Here is a 16,114-nt window from a genome sequence, read left to right on the forward strand (position 1 = left end):
CGATTAGGCGATGATCTTGGCGACGACGCCCGAACCCACGGTACGGCCACCTTCGCGGATAGCGAAGCGCAGGCCTTCTTCCATGGCGATGGGGTTGATCAGCTTGACGGTGATCGACACGTTGTCGCCTGGCATGACCATTTCCTTGTCGGCCGGCAGCTCAATGGCGCCGGTGACGTCGGTGGTGCGGAAGTAGAACTGTGGACGGTAGTTGTTGAAGAAGGGCGTGTGACGGCCGCCTTCGTCCTTGCTCAGCACGTAGACTTCTGCGGTGAAGTGCGTGTGCGGCTTGATGGAGCCGGGCTTGCACAGCACTTGGCCGCGTTCGACGTCTTCACGCTTGGTGCCGCGCAGCAGCAGGCCGACGTTGTCGCCAGCTTGGCCCTGGTCGAGCAGCTTGCGGAACATTTCGACGCCGGTGCAGATGGTCTTTTGCGTGTCGCGGATGCCGACGATTTCGATTTCTTCGCCAACCTTAATGACGCCGCGCTCGACAGCGCCGGTCACGACGGTGCCGCGGCCAGAGATGGAGAAGACGTCTTCGACGGGCATCAGGAAGGCACCGTCCACTGCGCGCTCAGGCGTGGGGATGTAGGTGTCGAGGGCTTCGGCCAGCTTCATGATGGACTCTTCACCCAGCGGGCCCTTGTCGCCTTCGAGGGCGAGCTTGGCAGAGCCGTGGATGATGGGGGTGTCGTCGCCAGGGAACTCGTACTTGTCGAGCAGCTCGCGCACTTCCATTTCGACGAGTTCGAGCAGTTCGGCGTCGTCGACCATGTCGCACTTGTTCAGGAACACGATGATGTAGCCAACGCCCACTTGGCGGGCCAGCAGGATGTGTTCACGGGTCTGGGGCATCGGGCCGTCAGCGGCCGAGCACACCAGGATGGCGCCGTCCATTTGGGCAGCACCGGTGATCATGTTCTTGACGTAGTCGGCGTGACCAGGGCAGTCGACGTGTGCGTAGTGGCGGTTGGCCGTTTCGTACTCGACGTGTGCGGTGTTGATCGTGATGCCGCGGGCCTTTTCTTCGGGCGCTGCGTCGATCTGGTCGTAGGCCTTGGCTTCGCCGCCAAACTTGGCCGACAGCACGGTGGCGATCGCTGCCGTCAGCGTCGTCTTGCCGTGGTCAACGTGGCCAATCGTGCCCACGTTCACGTGGGGCTTCGTGCGGGTGAATTTACCTTTTGCCATTTTTTCGACTCCGAAAAAAAATCTACTGCGGATGACTTCTGAAAGAGGGTTCGACCCTGCAGGAGTCGAACCTCTCGAAATGTGGTGCCCTTGGCGGGAATCGGACCCGCGACCTCTCCCTTACCAAGGGAGTGCTCTACCACTGAGCCACAAGGGCAATGAAAGCTCGCAACAACGAACCTTCGGAAAACTCACAACAACCTATCGCCTACGACACCAACAAACGTCACCTGGAGCGGGAGACGGGAATCGAACCCGCGTCATTAGCTTGGAAGGCTAGGGTTCTACCATTGAACTACTCCCGCATCGGGAGCCATTCAACGCCCTCCGAAGCACGGAAAATCGTCCGCACCACATAACGTTTCGCTGGTGGAGGGGGCTGGATTCGAACCAGCGTACGCATAAGCGGGCAGATTTACAGTCTGCTGCCTTTAACCACTCGGCCACCCCTCCGGCGAACTTCGAACTATAGCAGATTTTGACAAGTCGGCGCAAGAAGGCGCGCAAAATTCGCGGAGGATCGGGCGCTGCGCCTGGCCCCTGCGCACCATAAGCGCGCCACAATGCTGCACCGCAGCAAACAGGAGCCGCCGATGAGTACCTCCCAGCCTTCTTCCCCGGCCACGGATACGGCAGACACGCCTCCTCGCCCGATCTCGATCAGCCTGGCGTTGCAGGGGGGCGGCGCACATGGCGCCTTCACCTGGGGTGTGCTGGATGCGCTGCTGCAGGATGGTCGGCTGGAGATTGACGGCATCAGCGGCACCAGCGCCGGCGCGGTGAATGCGGTGGCGGTGGCCCAGGGCTTTGCCGAGACCTTGCGTGCCCGCGGCGACGCAGAGGCGGCAGCAGCGGCGGCGCGCGAGTCGCTGGGCCGGGTCTGGCGCGGCGTGGCCGGGCTGGGCAGCCTGGGTTCGATGGCGCAGAGCATGGCGCGGCTGCTGACCGGCGGCTGGAGCACGGCGGCCATGGGCACGGGCGCCTTCAGCGGCGCGATGAGCCGCCTGATGTCGCCCTACCAGAGCAATCCGCTGGACCTGAACCCGCTGCGCAAGCTGCTGGAGGAGCAGATCGATTTCACGGCCGTTTCCCGGCTGACGACGCCGCGTGTGTTTGTGACGGCCACACATGTGCAGACCGGCCGCGCCGACGTCTTCCATGGCCGGCGGCTGACGCTGGCGGCGGTGATGGCGTCGGCCTGCCTGCCGATGGTGTTCCGCGCGGTGGAGGTGGAGGGCCAGCATTACTGGGACGGCGGTTATTCGGCCAATCCGGCGCTGGCGCCGCTGATCGACTTCTGCGACAGCCGTGACATCGTGCTGGTGCAGATCAACCCATTGCGTCGCGAGCATCTGCCGCAAACGCCGCAGGAGATCGCCGAGCGGGTGGCGGAACTGGGCTTCAACGCCAGCCTGCTGCAGCAGATGCGCAGCATCGACTTCATCAACCGGCTGATCGCCAAAGGCTCTCTGGCCGAGGGCGAGAACTACAAGGCGCTGCGATTGCACCGCATCGACGGCGGTGCGGCGATGGAGGAGTTGTCGGCCGCCAGCAAACTGTCGGCCGACCCGGCCATGCTGGAGCGGTTGTTCGAGCAGGGCCAGGAGGCGGCGCGCCAATGGCTGCGCCGGCATTTCAGCGCGCTGGGCGTGCAGAGCACGATCGATATCCGGCGCGACTATGTGGGCCGGCTGCGCACAGGGTGAAATTCAAGCAAAAAGTGGCTCTATCCCTTATCTGGCGCCGGATATTAGCTATCAAATTTGAAGTTACGACGGCTACTGCGCAGATTGCCGCTCACGCCACTCGCGCGCCTGGGAGAAATGCCCGCAGCCGATGAAGGGCAGTGGCGGCCGCAGTGCCGACAGCGGCGAGGGGTGGTTGGCGATCAGCACGCAGTGCCGCTTGCTGTCGATCAAGGCGCGCTTGCTCTGCGCGTGTGCGCCCCACAGCATGAAAACCGCCGGCCGCTCTTGCTGCGCGACCTGGCGGATGACAGCGTCGGTCAGTACCTCCCAGCCGCGGCCGGAATGGCTGGCGGGCTGGCCCTCTTCCACCGTGAGGCCGGTGTTGAGCAGCAGCACGCCGTTCTTGGCCCACTTGACCAGGCTGCCGCCGGGGTTGGGGAAAGGCGGTGGCGGTGTGCCCAGGTCGCGCTGCAGTTCCTTGAAGATGTTGCGCAGCGAAGGCGGCAGCGCCACGCCGGAGGCGACGGAAAAGGCCAGGCCCTCGGCCTGGCCGCGGCCGTGGTATGGGTCCTGGCCGAGGATGACGACGCGCACATCCTCTGGCGGCGTCAGCTCCAGCGCACGCAACGGCTGCGGCGGGAAGATGGTGGCGCCGGCAGTCAGGCGCTCATGCAAAAAATCCAGCAGGCGCATGCCCGGCGCCGAGGTGAAGAAATCTTCCACCAGCGGCTGCCAGCCCGGCGCCACGGGCCAGTTGGCGGGGTCGCAGCTTTGCAACTGATCGGCAGCCATGTAGGCCCTTTCAGCTGAACAGCTCGGCCAGCGCCTCGCCGGGCTCAGGCGCGCGCATGAAGGCTTCGCCCACCAGGAAGGCGTGCACGCCGGCCTCGCGCATGCGCTGCACGTCAGCGCGCTGGAGGATGCCGGATTCGGTCACCAGCAGGCGGTCGGCCGGCACGTCGGCCAGCATGCCGAGCGTGGTGTCCAGCGTGACCTCGAAATTGCGCAGGTTGCGGTTGTTGATGCCGACCAGCGGCGTCTTCAGCTTGAGCGCGCGTTGCAGCTCGTCGCGGTCGTGCACTTCCACCAGCACAGCCATGTCGAGGCTGCGCGCGATGGCTTCCAGATCCGCCATCTGCGCGTCGTCCAGGCAGGCGGCGATCAGCAGGATGCAGTCGGCGCCCATCACGCGCGACTCATAGACCTGGTAGGGGTCGACGATGAAATCCTTGCGCAGCACCGGCAGGTCGCAAGAGGCGCGCGCCTGCTTCAGGTAGTCCGCGCTGCCCTGGAAGAACTGCTGGTCGGTCAGCACCGACAGGCAGGCGGCGCTGACTTCGCCGTTGCCTTCGGCATAGCTCTGCGCGATGTCGGCCGGGATGAAATCGGCGCGCAGCACGCCCTTGCTGGGGCTGGCTTTTTTCACTTCGGCGATCACGGCGGCCTGGCCGGCGCTGATCTTGGCGCGTAGCGCACCGATGAAGTCGCGCGTGAGCACGCGAGTTTCGGCGTCATAGCGCACCGCATCGAGCGGGCGCTTCTTTTGCGCGGCGGCGATTTCCTCGCGTTTGACGGCGATGATTTTGTTCAGGATGTCGGACATGGTGTTGACTTCAGGCGGCAGCGGCAAGGGCGCCAGTGGCGCGGGCGAATTGTTCCAGCTTGGCGCGGGCGGCGCCACTGTCGATGGCGGCGCGGGCCTTGCCGAGCCCTTCGGTGATCGAGGCGACGACATTGGCCGCGTACAGCGCGGCGCCGGCATTGAGCGCGACGATGTCGCGCGCCGGGCCGGGCTCGCCGGCCAGCACGCCTTGCAGCAGCGCCTTCGATTGCTCGGGCGTCTCGACCTTCAGCGCGCGGTGGCTGGCCATGGGCAGGCCGAAGTCCTCGGGGTGGATCTCGTACTCGGTGATCTCGCCGTTCTTCAGTTCGCCCACCAGGGTGCCGGCGCCCAGGCTGACCTCGTCCATGCCGTCCTTGCCGTAGACCACCAGCGCATGCTCGGCGCCCAGGCGCTGCAGCGCGCGCACCTGGATGCCGACCAGATCCGGGTGGAACACGCCCATCAGGATGTTGGGCGCGCCGGCCGGGTTGGTGAGCGGGCCCAGGATGTTGAAGATGGTGCGCACGCCCAGCTCCTTGCGCACCGGCGCCACGTTCTTCATGGCCGGGTGGTGGTTGGGCGCGAACATGAAGCCTATGCCCACGTCGGCGATGCAGCGCGCAATCGCTTCGGGCGGCAGGTTGATGTCTATGCCCAGCGCCTCCAGCACGTCGGCGCTGCCGCTCTTGCTGCTGACGCTGCGCCCGCCGTGCTTGCTGACCTTGGCGCCCGCCGCCGCCGCCACGAACATGGCGCAGGTGGAGATGTTGAAGGTGTGCGAACCATCGCCACCGGTGCCGACGATGTCGACCAAATGCGCGGTGTCGGCCACCTGCACTTTGGTGGAGAACTCGCGCATCACCTGCGCGGCGGCGGTGATCTCGCCAATGGTTTCTTTCTTGACGCGCAGGCCAGTGACGATGGCGGCAGTCATCACGGGCGAGAGCTCGCCACGCATGATCATGCGCATCAGCTGCAACATCTCGTCGTGGAAGATTTCGCGGTGCTCGATGGTGCGCTGCAGCGCTTCCTGGGGCGTGATCATGGAATGAGTCTCCTCGGGGTTGTCGTTGTCAGGCTTTGTGGCTGAAGAAGGCGCGGATTGTCGCCACCGCGCGGTCGACGCCCGCAGCATCGACATCCAGGTGCGTCACGAAACGCAGCCGATAGAGCCCGGTGGCAAGAATGCCCTGGGCATTGAGGCTTGCCAGCAGCTCGGCCGAGCGCGCCTGCGCTGCGCCCTTCAGGTCGACGAAGACGATGTTGGTGTGCGGCGCCTCGACCTCCAGGCCTTCTATGCCTGTGAGCCCATTCGCCAGTCGCTGCGCCAATGCGTGGTCATCGGCCAGGCGGTCGATGTGGTGGTCGAGCGCATACGACGCCGCAGCAGCCAAAACCCCCGCCTGCCGCAGGCCGCCGCCCGCCATCTTGCGGATGCGGTGCGCGCGAGCGATGAACGCGCGCGTACCGACCAGCGCCGAGCCCACCGGCGCGCCAAGCCCCTTGCTGAAGCACACCGACACGCTGTCGAAGCACTGCGCAATGCGGCGCGCCTCGGTGCGAATGTCGCTGTGCTGGTTCAGTGCGGCCTGCGCGGTCGCGGCATTGAAGAGACGGGCGCCATCCAGGTGCCGCTGCAAGCCTTTGCCTTTTGCCAGCTCGGTCGCAGCCTGCACGTAGCTGAATGGCAGCAGCTTGCCGCCCAGCGTGTTCTCCAGCGCCAGCAACCGCGTACGCGCAAAGTGCGCGTCGTCGGGCTTGATGGCGGCCTCGATCTGCGCGAGCGGCAGCGTGCCGTCGCTCGCATGGTCGAGCGGCTGCGGCTGCACGCTGCCAAACACCGCAGCGCCACCGCCTTCCCAGCGATAGCAGTGCGCCTGCTGGCCGACGATGTACTCGTCACCCCGGCCGCAGTGCGACAGGATCGCGCAGAGATTGCTCTGCGTGCCCGTGGGCATGAACAGCGCGGCCTCGAAACCGAGCATGGCTGCGATCTTTTCCTGCAGCGCATTCACGCTGGGGTCGGTGCCAAAGACGTCGTCGCCGAGCGGCGCGGCCATCATGGCCGCGCGCATCGCGGGCGTGGGCTGGGTGACGGTATCGCTGCGCAGGTCGACGGGTCTGGTCATGGCGCCGCGCTCAATCGAGGAAATTTTGGAGCATGGCGTGGCCGTGCTCCGTCAGGATGGATTCGGGGTGGAACTGCACGCCTTCGATGCGCACATCATGCGCAAAGCCGGTGTGGCGCACGCCCATGATCTCGCCGTCTTCCGTCCACGCGGTGATGGCCAGCTCGGCCGGGCAGCTTTCGCGCTCGATCGACAGCGAGTGGTAGCGGTTGACCGTGAACTTCTCGGGCAAGCCCGCAAACACGCCTTCGCGCGTGGTCGTGATCTCGCTGGTCTTGCCGTGCATCAGTTGCTGCGCGCGCACGATCTTGCCGCCGAAGGCTGCGCCAATCGCCTGGTGGCCCAGGCACACGCCCAGGATCGGCAGCTTGCCGGCGTATGCCTGGATGGCCGCGACCGACACACCGGCCTCGGCCGGCGAGCAGGGGCCGGGCGAAATCACCAGGCGGTCGACGCCGGCGGCAATGCGCGCGGCAATGCCCTCCAGCGTGATTTCGTCGTTGCGGAAGACTTCCACCTGCGCGCCCAGTTCACCGAAGTACTGGACGATGTTGTAGGTAAAGCTGTCGTAGTTGTCGATCATCAGCAGCATGCGTTTCTCCATCTGAGGGTGCGCCTGGCGGCGGCGCGAGAAGGGTATGGCCCCGATAGGCGCGCCGGCAGGCCGGCGCGCCTATCGGGTGGGGTGGTGGCTTACTCCAGCCCTTCCTCGACCAGTTCCGCCGCACGCAGCATGGCGCGGGCCTTGGCCTCGGTTTCCTTCCATTCCAGCTCAGGAACCGAGTCGGCGACCACGCCGGCAGCGGCCTGCACGTAGAGCATCTGGTCCTTGATCAGGCCGGTGCGGATGGCAATCGCCACGTCCATGTCGCCGGCGTAGCTGATGTAGCCGCAGGCGCCGCCGTAGAGGCCGCGCTTGTTGGGCTCGAGTTGATCGATCAGCTCCATCGCATGCACCTTGGGCGCGCCGGTCAGCGTGCCGGCCGGGAAGGTGGCCTTGAGCACGTCGATGGCGGTCATGCCCTCGTTGAGCACGCCTTCGACATTGCTCACGATGTGCATCACGTGGCTGTAGCGCTCCACGGCAAAGGCCTCGGTCACCTTGACCGTGCCGGTCTTGGCGATGCGCCCGATGTCGTTGCGCGCCAGGTCGATCAGCATCACGTGCTCGGCGCGCTCCTTGGGGTCATTCACCAGCTCCACCTCGGCGGCCTTGTCGGCCTCGGGCGTGGCGCCGCGCGGGCGCGTGCCGGCCAGCGGGCGGATGGTGATCTTCTGGCCTTCGGGCGTGGATTCCTGGCGCACCAGGATCTCGGGCGAGGCGCCCACCACATGCATGCCGTCGCCGAAGTTGTAGAAGTACATGTAGGGCGAGGGGTTGAGCGAACGCAGCGCGCGGTAGAGCGACAGCGGCGCCTCGGTGTAGCGCTTCTTGATGCGCTGGCCGACCTGCACCTGCATGAAGTCGCCTGCGGCGATCAGCTCCTTGGCGCGCTCCACCGCGGCGATGTAGTCGGCCTTGGCGAATTCGCGCTCGGCCGGGTGCGCCTGCGTGGGCTTGACCACGGGCGCGCTGACCGAATACTTGAGTTGCTCCTTCAGCTCGCGCAGGCGCTTCTTGGCGTTGCCGTAGGCCTCGGGCTGGGCCGGGTCGGCGTAGACGATCAGGTAGAGCTTGCCCGACAGGTTGTCGATCACCGCCAGCTCTTCGCACTGCAGCAGCAAGATGTCGGGGCAGCCCAGGGTGTCGGGCGGGCAGCTGGCTTCGAGCTTTTTCTCGATATGGCGCACCGTGTCGTAGCCGAAGTAGCCGGCCAGGCCACCGCAGAAGCGCGGCAGGCCCGGGCGCAGCGCCACCTTGAAGCGGCGCTGGTAGGCGGCGATGAAGTCCAGCGGGTTGCCGTGATCGGTCTCCACCACCACGCCATCGCGCACCACCTCGGTCGTGGCGTCTGGGCCGAAACCGGTGGCGCGCAACAGGGTGCGTGCCGGCAGGCCGATGAAGCTGTAGCGGCCGAAGCGCTCGCCACCCACCACGGACTCCAGCAAGAAGCTGTGCTTGCCGCCGCCCTTGGCATAGGCCAGCTTCAGGTAGAGGGAGAGCGGGGTTTCGAGGTCGGCAAAGGCCTCGACCATGAGCGGGATACGGTTGTAGCCCTGGGTGCTCAGGCTCTTGAATTCAAGTTCGGTAATCACGGGCAGATGCCTCCGTCAGGCCGGCTCCCGAGAAAACGCCGCATTCACGCGGGCAAAGGGGGGGGGAGCCGTGTTCATTCAAGTCGGTCCGCCCGGCTGGGGGACCACGGGTGGCACCGGTGGTGGGGCGCGCAGCGCCCGCGGTGCCTTCAGTTGCGCACGATGACTGGCTTACGCCAGGGCCAGGCTCCCCGGTCGCTGAGACCTGCAAGGAAGGTGCGGTGAATGAACATGGGCGCGAGTGTAGCAAAGGCCCCTGGCGCGCTTGGCGCACGCTCGCAAACCCTATTGCACGGCAGCGGCCGCTCGTCAGAATGGATTTTTGTAAATAGAACGAGCGTTCTTTTTACAAAAGGAGACCTTAATGAACACCCATCCCCTCCCCCGCGCCGGGCTTGTCCCATGAAATACCGCGACCTCTCCGTTGGCACCCGCCTGGGGCTGGCCTTTGGCGCCATCCTGCTCATCACGGCCATGATTGCCGCCGTCGGCATCATGCGCATCGGCGATCTGCAGCAGGCCGGCGAGCGGCTCGCCACCCAAGAGATCGAGCAGCAGATGCTGGTGGAAGACTGGGCCTCTGACATCCGCATCAACTGGGTGCGTACCGAAGCCTCGCTCAAGGCCGTCGACCGCGGCTACATCGATCAGCTCAAGACCGACATGGACGCGACCTCGGCCGACATCGCGCGCAAGCTCAAGCGCATCGATACGCTGGTGCAAGACGATACCGGCCACGCGCTGCTGAACGCCATCAGCACGGCTCGCGGCCTCTACCGCGACCAGCGCGAAGCCATCCAGCGGATGCAGAGCGGGGGCGAGCCCGACCTGATGGCGCGGGTGGACCGCGACCTGCGGCCACTGGCCGAGCGCTACCTCAAGAGCGTGGATGTGCTGGGCGCGCACCTGGCCACGCAGGTGCGCGAGCGCCAGGCGCAGAGCAATGCCATGGCCCGCGCCAGCCGCTGGCTGCTGGGCGCCGGCACCACCGTGGCGGTGCTGCTGGGCGCCTTCCTGTCCTGGATCACGGCGCGCTCGGTCGTCGCCCCCATGCGCCACGGCGTGCGCGTGGCCGAGAGCATTGCCAAGGGCGACCTGACGATGCCGATCAAGACCCATAGCCGGGATGAAACCGGCCTCTTTCTGCGCGCCCTGGCCGGCATGCAGCAACGCCTGTCGGGCGTGGTTGGCGAAGTGCGCCAGCATGCCGAAAGCGTGGCCACCGCCAGCGCCCAGATCGCCCAGGGCAACAACGACCTGTCGGCCCGCACCGAGCAGCAGGCCAGCGCGCTGGAAGAAACGGCGGCCTCGATGGAGCAACTGGGCTCGACCGTGCGCCAGAACGCCGACAACGCGCGCCAGGCCAATCAACTGGCCTTGAATGCCTCCACCGTCGCCATCCAGGGCGGTGAAGTGGTGTCTGAGGTGGTCGACACCATGAAGGGCATCAACGACAGCTCACGCCGCATCGCCGACATCATCGGCACCATCGACGGCATCGCCTTCCAGACCAATATCCTGGCACTCAATGCCGCGGTCGAAGCCGCACGGGCTGGCGAACAAGGCCGCGGCTTTGCCGTCGTCGCCGCCGAGGTGCGCAGCCTGGCCCAGCGCAGCGCCGATGCCGCCAAAGAGATCAAGGGCCTGATCAGCGCCAGCGTAGAGCGGGTGGAACTGGGCACGGCCTTGGTCGACAAGGCTGGCGCCACCATGACCGAAGTCGTCACCGCCATCCGGCGCGTCACCGACATCATGGGCGAGATCAGCGCGGCCAGCGCCGAGCAAAGCGCCGGTGTCGGCCAGGTCAGCGAAGCCGTCACGCAGATGGACCAGGCCACGCAGCAGAACGCTGCGTTGGTGGAAGAAAGCGCTGCAGCGGCCGCCAGCCTGCGTGGGCAGGCCGAGGAGCTGGTGCGTGCCGTGGCGGTGTTTCAGCTGCAGAGCAGCGCGGCACCGGCCCACGCGGCCACCACGCCAGTGCCGTTGCGCAGCCTGGCCTCCACCCGCGCCGCAACGGCGCAACTGGCCTAGTGGTGGCGGCGATGCGATCCGCCCTCTGCGCGCTGGCCCTGGCCTGCGCGGTATTTGCACCCGCGGCCCAGGCCGCGCCGATCCAGATCGCCGGCGTGCAGGTCAGCGACACGGTGACTTCGCAGGACGCCACCCTGGTGCTCAACGGCGCGGGCGTGCGCTACAAGGCCATCTTCAAGGTCTATGTGGCGGCCCTGTACCTGCAGGACAAGGCCACGACGTCGGCCGAGGCACAGGCCATGCCCGGCCCCAAGCGCATACGCATCACCATGCTGCGCGACATCGAGGCCGGCGAGCTGGGCCGGCTGTTTGTGCGCGGGGTAGAGGACAACATGGAGCGCAGCGAACTCAAACAACTGGTGCCCGGCCTGCTGCGCATGGGCCAGATCTTTGCCGACCAGAAGAAGCTCCTGGCCGGCGACAGCTTTTTGATCGACTGGCTGCCGGGCCGCGGCACGCTGATCACGGTCAAGGGCCAGCCGCAGGGCGAACCATTTGTAGAACCGGAGTTTTTCCACGCGCTGCTGGGCATATGGCTTGGGGCACAACCGGCTGACCGGGCGCTGAAAGAAGCGCTGCTCGGCCGCACCCTCTAAAGTTCAAACTGTCCGGCACAAAGCCGGCACCTCCTCCAGGCTGTCGACAAAGGCATCGGCATCCACCTGCCGCACCGGCTCGCCATGGTTGTAGCCATAGCTCACCAGCACCACCGGGCAGTGAGCAGCACGCGCGGCCTGCGCGTCGTTGGCCGAGTCGCCGACCATCAGCGTGCGCTGCGGCGTGGTGCCCAGCGCCTCGCAAGTCTTGAGCAAGGGCAGCGGATCGGGCTTCTTGCGTATGAAGCTGTCGCCGCCGTAAATGCACACAAAGAAGCCATCGAGCCCCAGCGTACGCAACAAGGTGCGCGCCAGGCCTTCGGGCTTGTTGGTGAGGCAGGCCAGGCGCAGGCCCTGTGCCTGCAAGGCCTGCAGTCCTTCGCGCACGCCGGCAAACACGGCGACATAGCGGCCGTTGATTTCTTCGTAGTGGCGCAGGTAGCGGGCCAGCGCGTCATCTGCATGTGACGCCGCCAGGCCGCAGTGCGCCAGCGCCGACTGCACCAGGTGCTCCGAACCCTTGCCCACCATGTGGGAGATCACGGCGCGCGACAGCGGCGGCCGGCCCAGGTCCTGCAGCATGCGGCCCAGCGCGGCCTCGAAATCGCCGAGCGTGTCGACCAGGGTGCCGTCCAGGTCGAGGATGGCGGCGTCCACGGAAAAGGGAACAGGAAAAGCAGGGCTCACGGCGGCAAGGATTGGGAAAAGGAAGGGTTGGCGCCCATGGACAAGGGCCTGGCGCCCCGGCGGCAGCGGGCTATTGTCGCTGCGCCCTGCGGGCCCGGGTTCCTACAGCGCACGCCTGCGGCGTCCTACCGCCTGGCCCCGGCGCCGCGCCCAAGATACAGCCATAGATAGCCTCCAAGGAGTATGGCAATGACAACCCCGCAGAACAAACTCCACAAGGACCCGATCACCCAAGCAACCGGCGCACACCCGCTCGGCACAGGCATAGGCGCCGGCGGCGGTGCGCTCACCGGAGCCGTGCTGGGCGCGGCCGGCGGGCCGGTCGGCGTGGCCATTGGTAGCGTGGTGGGTGCCGTGGTGGGAGGTTTGGCGGGCAAGGGCGCTGCCGAGGCGATCAACCCGACGGTGGAAGACGCCTACTGGCGCGCCGCCCACACGCGCGAACCCTATTACGCCGAAGACCGCAGCTTTGACGACTACCACCCAGCCTACCGGCTGGGCTATGAGGAGCGCGCGGCGCGGCGCGGGCGCTTCGACGACTTTGACGCCGAGCTCGGCAGCAGCTGGGAGCGCCGGCGCGGCGAATCACGCCTGAGCTGGGACGAGGCCCGCCCCGCCAGCCGCGCCGCCTGGGAGCGGGCAGAGCGCGTCTACCCCGCACTGCGCCACCACCTCAACGACGGCGAGTAACGATCACCCGCAGTGCGCCACTAGGCTGGCACCGCCTCCAAATTGGGCCGATCCCAGTGGCGATGCTGGCCGATCGCCAGCAGGAATTCGTGCATGGTCTCGGGCATCGACTCGGTGTGGCCATTTCCGAGCACCACGCCTGGATGTGGCGCCAGCGCTTCGCCGCTGGCACCGGCAGCGATGCCCAGGGTGCGCAGCAGCGCAATGCCTTCGCCCAGCACGCACACCGGCTTGCAGTGCTTGTAGGCCTCCAGCACGAAGTGCACCGCGTCGCCCAGGCGCGCCAGCGCTGCGGCGCTTTCCTTGCCGTCGGCCACCAGCACGGCGTCAAACACCAATGAGGGCATGCCGGCCAACGTGGCGCCGGCATCCAGCCGCCGCCCGCCTGCCGTGGCAATGGCGCCCAGCCGTGGCGCCACCAGGGTGCAGGCCACGCCGGCCTCGGTCAGCGCATGCAGTGCGGCGCGCAGCGATATGCCGTCTACCCCGTCGGTGGCCAGGATCGCGACCTTGCGCGTGGCGATGGCGGCCTTGTCGCCCGGTGCCAGGCGCGGCGCCATGCTGAGCGCGGGCGACTCCTCCAGCGGCAGCGTGATGCGCGTGCTGCGGTAGCCGGCCTGGCCGGCTGCGGCCTTGGGGTCTGGCGGCCCTATGCCCAGGGGCGCGGCCACCTTCTTGGCCAGCCTTGCGTCCACATGGGCCAGGTTGTCCACCATGCGCTGGCGCACCGCCGGCACGCCGACCTTGCCCAGCTCAAAGCGGAAGGCCTCGACGATGTGGTCTTTCTCGGCCGGGCTCATGCTGTTCCAGAACAGCGTGGCCTGGGTGAAATGGTCGTCAAAGGACGGGCTGCGGCGGCGCACCACGGGTGACTCCAGCGGCTCGGGGTAGCTTTGAAAGCCCTGCGTGCCGCCATCCACGCGAAACTCGGCGCCGGTCGGGCTGCCCAGTGAGTTCGGCTCGTAGGCGACCTGGCCGCGGTTGACCGTCTGGCGGTGCATGCCGTCGCGCTGGAAGTTGTGGAAAGGGCAGACGCCGCGGTTGATCGGCAGTTCGTGGAAGTTGGGGCCGCCCAGGCGCGACAGCTGCGTGTCGGTATAGGAGAACAGCCGTCCCTGCAGCAGCGGATCATTGGTGAAGTCGATGCCCGGCACCAGGTGGCCGGGGTGGAAGGCCACCTGCTCGGTCTCGGCAAAGAAGTTGTCCGGGTTGCGGTTGAGCACCAGCCGGCCAACGATCTGCACCGGCACCATTTCCTCGGGGATGAGTTTGGTCGGGTCCAGCAGGTCGAAGCCCAGCGACTCGGCCTTGTCCTCGGGCACCAGTTGCAGGCCCAGTTCCCATTCGGGGAAATGGCCCTGGTCTATTGCCTCCCACAGGTCGCGCCGCAAAAAGTCTGGGTCCTTGCCGGCGAGCTTTTGCGCCTCGTCCCACACCATGCCGTGCAGGCCGAGCTTGGGCTTCCAGTGGAACTTGACCAGATGCGCCTCGCCACGGCCGTTGAGCATGCGAAAGGTATGCACGCCAAAGCCTTCCATCATGCGCAGGCTGCGCGGCAGGGCGCGGTCGCTCATGGTCCACATCAGCATGTGGGTGGTCTCGGGCATGAGCGAGGCAAAGTCCCAGAAGCTGTCGTGCGCGCTGGCGGCCTGCGGCATCTCATGATGCGGCTCGGGCTTGACGGCGTGGATCAGGTCGGGGAATTTCATCGCGTCCTGGATGAAGAACACCGGCATGTTGTTGCCGACCAGGTCGTAATTGCCTTCCTGCGTGTAGAACTTGACGGCAAAGCCGCGCACGTCGCGCGCCGTGTCGGCCGAACCACGCGAGCCAGCCACAGTGGAGAAGCGCACAAACACCGGCGTGCGCGCCTCGGCGTCGTTCAGGAACTGCGCCGTGGTGTATTCCGACAGCGCCTTGTAGACCTGGAAGTAGCCATGCGCACCCGAGCCGCGCGCGTGCACCACGCGCTCGGGGATGCGCTCGTGGTCGAAGTGGGTGATCTTCTCGCGCAGGATGAAGTCCTGCAGCAATGTTGGGCCGCGTACGCCGGCCTTCAGGGAGTTGTGGTTGTCCGGGACCTGCAGGCCCTGATTGGTCGTGAGCGCTGCCGCCGGCTCGGCGGTGAAGGCCTGCATCTGCTGGGCCTTGTCGGCGGACCCATCGACAGGCCGGCTCTTGCCGCGCCCGCCGCTCTTGCTGTTGGCCATTGTGTTTACCTTCTACGCCCGCTACGCGGCCGTGCACGTGCCCGGGCCAGCCTGCCCGGAACAAGTCCGGCCAGCCGGATCTGCGCCGCGCGACGGTCAGGGTTCAGAAGTCGCAGCAGCGCTCCAGCGCATTGGCCAACGCCGCCAGCGCCAACGCGCCGACCACCCCTGCCGCACACCACACCAGCCATTCCATGCTGCACCCCGGGCGTTGCCGCGCCGGTCCTGCGCGCGGGATGCACACAGCCCACCAGGCGGCAGCGCCTCAGATTAGGCGCATGCGTGCCCGAAGTCCGTAGCCCAATGCACGGGCCTGCTGTGGGATATCACGCGGCGGGCTGTCGGTGCTGTCCGACAGGCGCCGCAGCCGACTCAGCCGAGCGCGGCACGCATGGCGTCGATCACGCCACGGTAGTCAGGCTTGCCGAAGATGGCGCTGCCCGCCACAAAGGTGTCGGCCCCGGCGGCGGCCACGCGGGCGATGTTGTCGACCTTGATGCCGCCATCCACCTCCAGGCGGATGTCCTTGCCGCTGGCGTCGATGCGCTTGCGCACCTGCTCAATCTTGCGCAGCGCCGAGTCGATGAAGCTCTGCCCACCAAAGCCCGGGTTGACGCTCATGATCAGCACCAGGTCCAGGTCCTCGATGGTCCAGTCCAGCACATCCAGCGGCGTGCCGGGGTTGAACACCAGCCCGGCCTTCAGGCCCTTGGCGCGAATGGCCTGGATGCTGCGGTGCGGATGGGCCGAGGCCTCGGGGTGGAAGCTGATCAGATCGGCGCCGGCATCGGCGAAGGCCGCGGCCAGCGCATCGACCGGCTGCACCATCAGGTGCACGTCGATCGGCACCGCCACGCCTGCCGGCGTCACGGCGTGCGGCTTGAGCGCCTGGCAAATCATGGGCCCGAAGGTCAGGTTGGGCACATAGTGGTTGTCCATCACGTCGAAGTGGATCCAGTCGGCGCCAGCGGCGACGACGTTGCGCACTTCCTCGCCCAGGCGGGCGAAATCGGCGGACAGGATGGAGGGGGCGATGCGGTAGCGGCGTTCGGTCGAGCTCATCTACGGATTGTCGCAGTTCGCTGCCTGC

14 protein-coding genes and 3 tRNA genes are annotated in these 16,114 nt (G+C 66.8%); 4 read left to right on the forward strand and 13 right to left on the reverse strand.

Features of this window, described 5'->3' with window-relative positions; translation table 11 throughout:
- Positions 1–3: 3 nt before the first annotated feature.
- The 4 genes from tuf to AAFF27_24710 form a co-directional block, all read right to left on the reverse strand.
- Positions 4–1,194: an elongation factor Tu gene (gene tuf / locus AAFF27_24695; protein XAH23146.1), complete on the reverse strand. Its 1,191-nt coding sequence runs from the start codon at positions 1,192–1,194 to the stop codon at positions 4–6.
- 82 nt (positions 1,195–1,276) lie between these two features.
- A tRNA-Thr gene (locus AAFF27_24700) sits at positions 1,277–1,351 on the reverse strand.
- Positions 1,352–1,425: 74 nt separating this feature from the next.
- Positions 1,426–1,499 (reverse strand) — tRNA-Gly (locus AAFF27_24705).
- A 62-nt stretch (positions 1,500–1,561) separates the two neighbouring features.
- Positions 1,562–1,647 (reverse strand) — tRNA-Tyr (locus tag AAFF27_24710).
- 140 nt (positions 1,648–1,787) lie between these two features.
- On the opposite strand from AAFF27_24710, the gene AAFF27_24715 reads away from it, so the two are divergent.
- A complete protein-coding gene (locus tag AAFF27_24715) occupies positions 1,788–2,900 on the forward strand; it encodes a patatin-like phospholipase family protein (protein ID XAH23147.1) in 1,113 nt (370 codons plus the stop codon).
- Between the two features lie 72 nt (positions 2,901–2,972).
- On the opposite strand, the gene AAFF27_24720 is transcribed toward AAFF27_24715, so the two are convergent.
- The 6 genes from AAFF27_24720 to trpE form a co-directional block, all read right to left on the reverse strand.
- Positions 2,973–3,674, reverse strand: coding sequence for a uracil-DNA glycosylase (locus AAFF27_24720; protein ID XAH23148.1), 702 nt, complete (start codon positions 3,672–3,674; stop codon positions 2,973–2,975).
- Positions 3,675–3,684: 10 nt separating this feature from the next.
- Positions 3,685–4,485 (reverse strand): indole-3-glycerol phosphate synthase TrpC, encoded by an 801-nt coding sequence (gene trpC, locus AAFF27_24725; GenBank protein ID XAH23149.1) that lies wholly within the window; start codon positions 4,483–4,485, stop codon positions 3,685–3,687.
- Positions 4,486–4,495: 10 nt separating this feature from the next.
- A complete protein-coding gene (gene trpD, locus AAFF27_24730; GenBank protein XAH23150.1) occupies positions 4,496–5,530 on the reverse strand; it encodes an anthranilate phosphoribosyltransferase in 1,035 nt (344 codons plus the stop codon).
- A 28-nt stretch (positions 5,531–5,558) separates the two neighbouring features.
- The gene (gene ltaE, locus AAFF27_24735) at positions 5,559–6,614 is read right to left on the reverse strand and encodes a low-specificity L-threonine aldolase (protein XAH23151.1); all 1,056 of its coding nucleotides are present in this window, start codon (positions 6,612–6,614) and stop codon (positions 5,559–5,561) included.
- 10 nt (positions 6,615–6,624) lie between these two features.
- Positions 6,625–7,206 carry an aminodeoxychorismate/anthranilate synthase component II gene (locus AAFF27_24740; GenBank protein XAH23152.1) on the reverse strand — a complete coding sequence of 194 codons (582 nt, stop codon included), beginning with the start codon at positions 7,204–7,206 and terminating at the stop codon, positions 6,625–6,627.
- Positions 7,207–7,307: 101 nt separating this feature from the next.
- On the reverse strand, positions 7,308–8,810 hold the full coding sequence (gene trpE / locus AAFF27_24745; GenBank protein XAH23153.1) for an anthranilate synthase component I: 1,503 nt from the start codon (positions 8,808–8,810) through the stop codon (positions 7,308–7,310).
- Between the two features lie 402 nt (positions 8,811–9,212).
- On the opposite strand from trpE, the gene AAFF27_24750 reads away from it, so the two are divergent.
- Positions 9,213–10,841, forward strand: a complete 1,629-nt coding sequence (locus AAFF27_24750; GenBank protein ID XAH23154.1) for a methyl-accepting chemotaxis protein — start codon at positions 9,213–9,215, stop codon at positions 10,839–10,841.
- 11 nt (positions 10,842–10,852) lie between these two features.
- Positions 10,853–11,437 carry a chalcone isomerase family protein gene (locus AAFF27_24755; GenBank protein ID XAH23155.1) on the forward strand — a complete coding sequence of 195 codons (585 nt, stop codon included), beginning with the start codon at positions 10,853–10,855 and terminating at the stop codon, positions 11,435–11,437.
- 3 nt (positions 11,438–11,440) lie between these two features.
- Here the strand turns inward: AAFF27_24755 and gph are convergent, their stop codons facing one another.
- The gene (gph, locus tag AAFF27_24760; protein ID XAH23156.1) at positions 11,441–12,094 is read right to left on the reverse strand and encodes a phosphoglycolate phosphatase; all 654 of its coding nucleotides are present in this window, start codon (positions 12,092–12,094) and stop codon (positions 11,441–11,443) included.
- Between the two features lie 219 nt (positions 12,095–12,313).
- Between gph and AAFF27_24765 the strand changes: the two genes are divergently transcribed.
- A complete protein-coding gene (locus AAFF27_24765; protein ID XAH23157.1) occupies positions 12,314–12,814 on the forward strand; it encodes a hypothetical protein in 501 nt (166 codons plus the stop codon).
- A gap of 20 nt (positions 12,815–12,834) precedes the next feature.
- Here AAFF27_24765 and AAFF27_24770 read toward each other — a convergent pair whose 3' ends face one another.
- Both AAFF27_24770 and rpe read right to left on the reverse strand, forming a co-directional pair.
- Positions 12,835–15,024, reverse strand: a complete 2,190-nt coding sequence (locus AAFF27_24770) for a catalase (protein XAH23158.1) — start codon at positions 15,022–15,024, stop codon at positions 12,835–12,837.
- Between the two features lie 372 nt (positions 15,025–15,396).
- Positions 15,397–16,086, reverse strand: coding sequence for a ribulose-phosphate 3-epimerase (gene rpe, locus AAFF27_24775; GenBank protein ID XAH23159.1), 690 nt, complete (start codon positions 16,084–16,086; stop codon positions 15,397–15,399).
- Positions 16,087–16,114 lie beyond the last annotated feature (28 nt).

The organism is Xylophilus sp. GW821-FHT01B05 (assembly GCA_038961845.1).
GTDB lineage: Bacteria > Pseudomonadota > Gammaproteobacteria > Burkholderiales > Burkholderiaceae_C > Xylophilus.

What these genes read in the sequence shown, in the direction of transcription:
- trpC (XAH23149.1), bottom strand. Translation starts at nt 4,485, where the DNA reads ATGTCCGACATCCTGAACAAAATCATCGCCGTCAAACGCGAGGAAATC.
- tuf (XAH23146.1), bottom strand. Translation starts at nt 1,194, where the DNA reads ATGGCAAAAGGTAAATTCACCCGCACGAAGCCCCACGTGAACGTGGGC.
- AAFF27_24765 (XAH23157.1), top strand. Translation starts at nt 12,314, where the DNA reads ATGACAACCCCGCAGAACAAACTCCACAAGGACCCGATCACCCAAGCA.
- rpe (XAH23159.1), bottom strand. Translation starts at nt 16,086, where the DNA reads ATGAGCTCGACCGAACGCCGCTACCGCATCGCCCCCTCCATCCTGTCC.
- AAFF27_24755 (XAH23155.1), top strand. Translation starts at nt 10,853, where the DNA reads ATGCGATCCGCCCTCTGCGCGCTGGCCCTGGCCTGCGCGGTATTTGCA.
- AAFF27_24715 (XAH23147.1), top strand. Translation starts at nt 1,788, where the DNA reads ATGAGTACCTCCCAGCCTTCTTCCCCGGCCACGGATACGGCAGACACG.
- trpD (XAH23150.1), bottom strand. Translation starts at nt 5,530, where the DNA reads ATGATCACGCCCCAGGAAGCGCTGCAGCGCACCATCGAGCACCGCGAA.
- ltaE (XAH23151.1), bottom strand. Translation starts at nt 6,614, where the DNA reads ATGACCAGACCCGTCGACCTGCGCAGCGATACCGTCACCCAGCCCACG.
- AAFF27_24750 (XAH23154.1), top strand. Translation starts at nt 9,213, where the DNA reads ATGAAATACCGCGACCTCTCCGTTGGCACCCGCCTGGGGCTGGCCTTT.
- AAFF27_24740 (XAH23152.1), bottom strand. Translation starts at nt 7,206, where the DNA reads ATGCTGCTGATGATCGACAACTACGACAGCTTTACCTACAACATCGTC.
- AAFF27_24770 (XAH23158.1), bottom strand. Translation starts at nt 15,024, where the DNA reads ATGGCCAACAGCAAGAGCGGCGGGCGCGGCAAGAGCCGGCCTGTCGAT.
- AAFF27_24720 (XAH23148.1), bottom strand. Translation starts at nt 3,674, where the DNA reads ATGGCTGCCGATCAGTTGCAAAGCTGCGACCCCGCCAACTGGCCCGTG.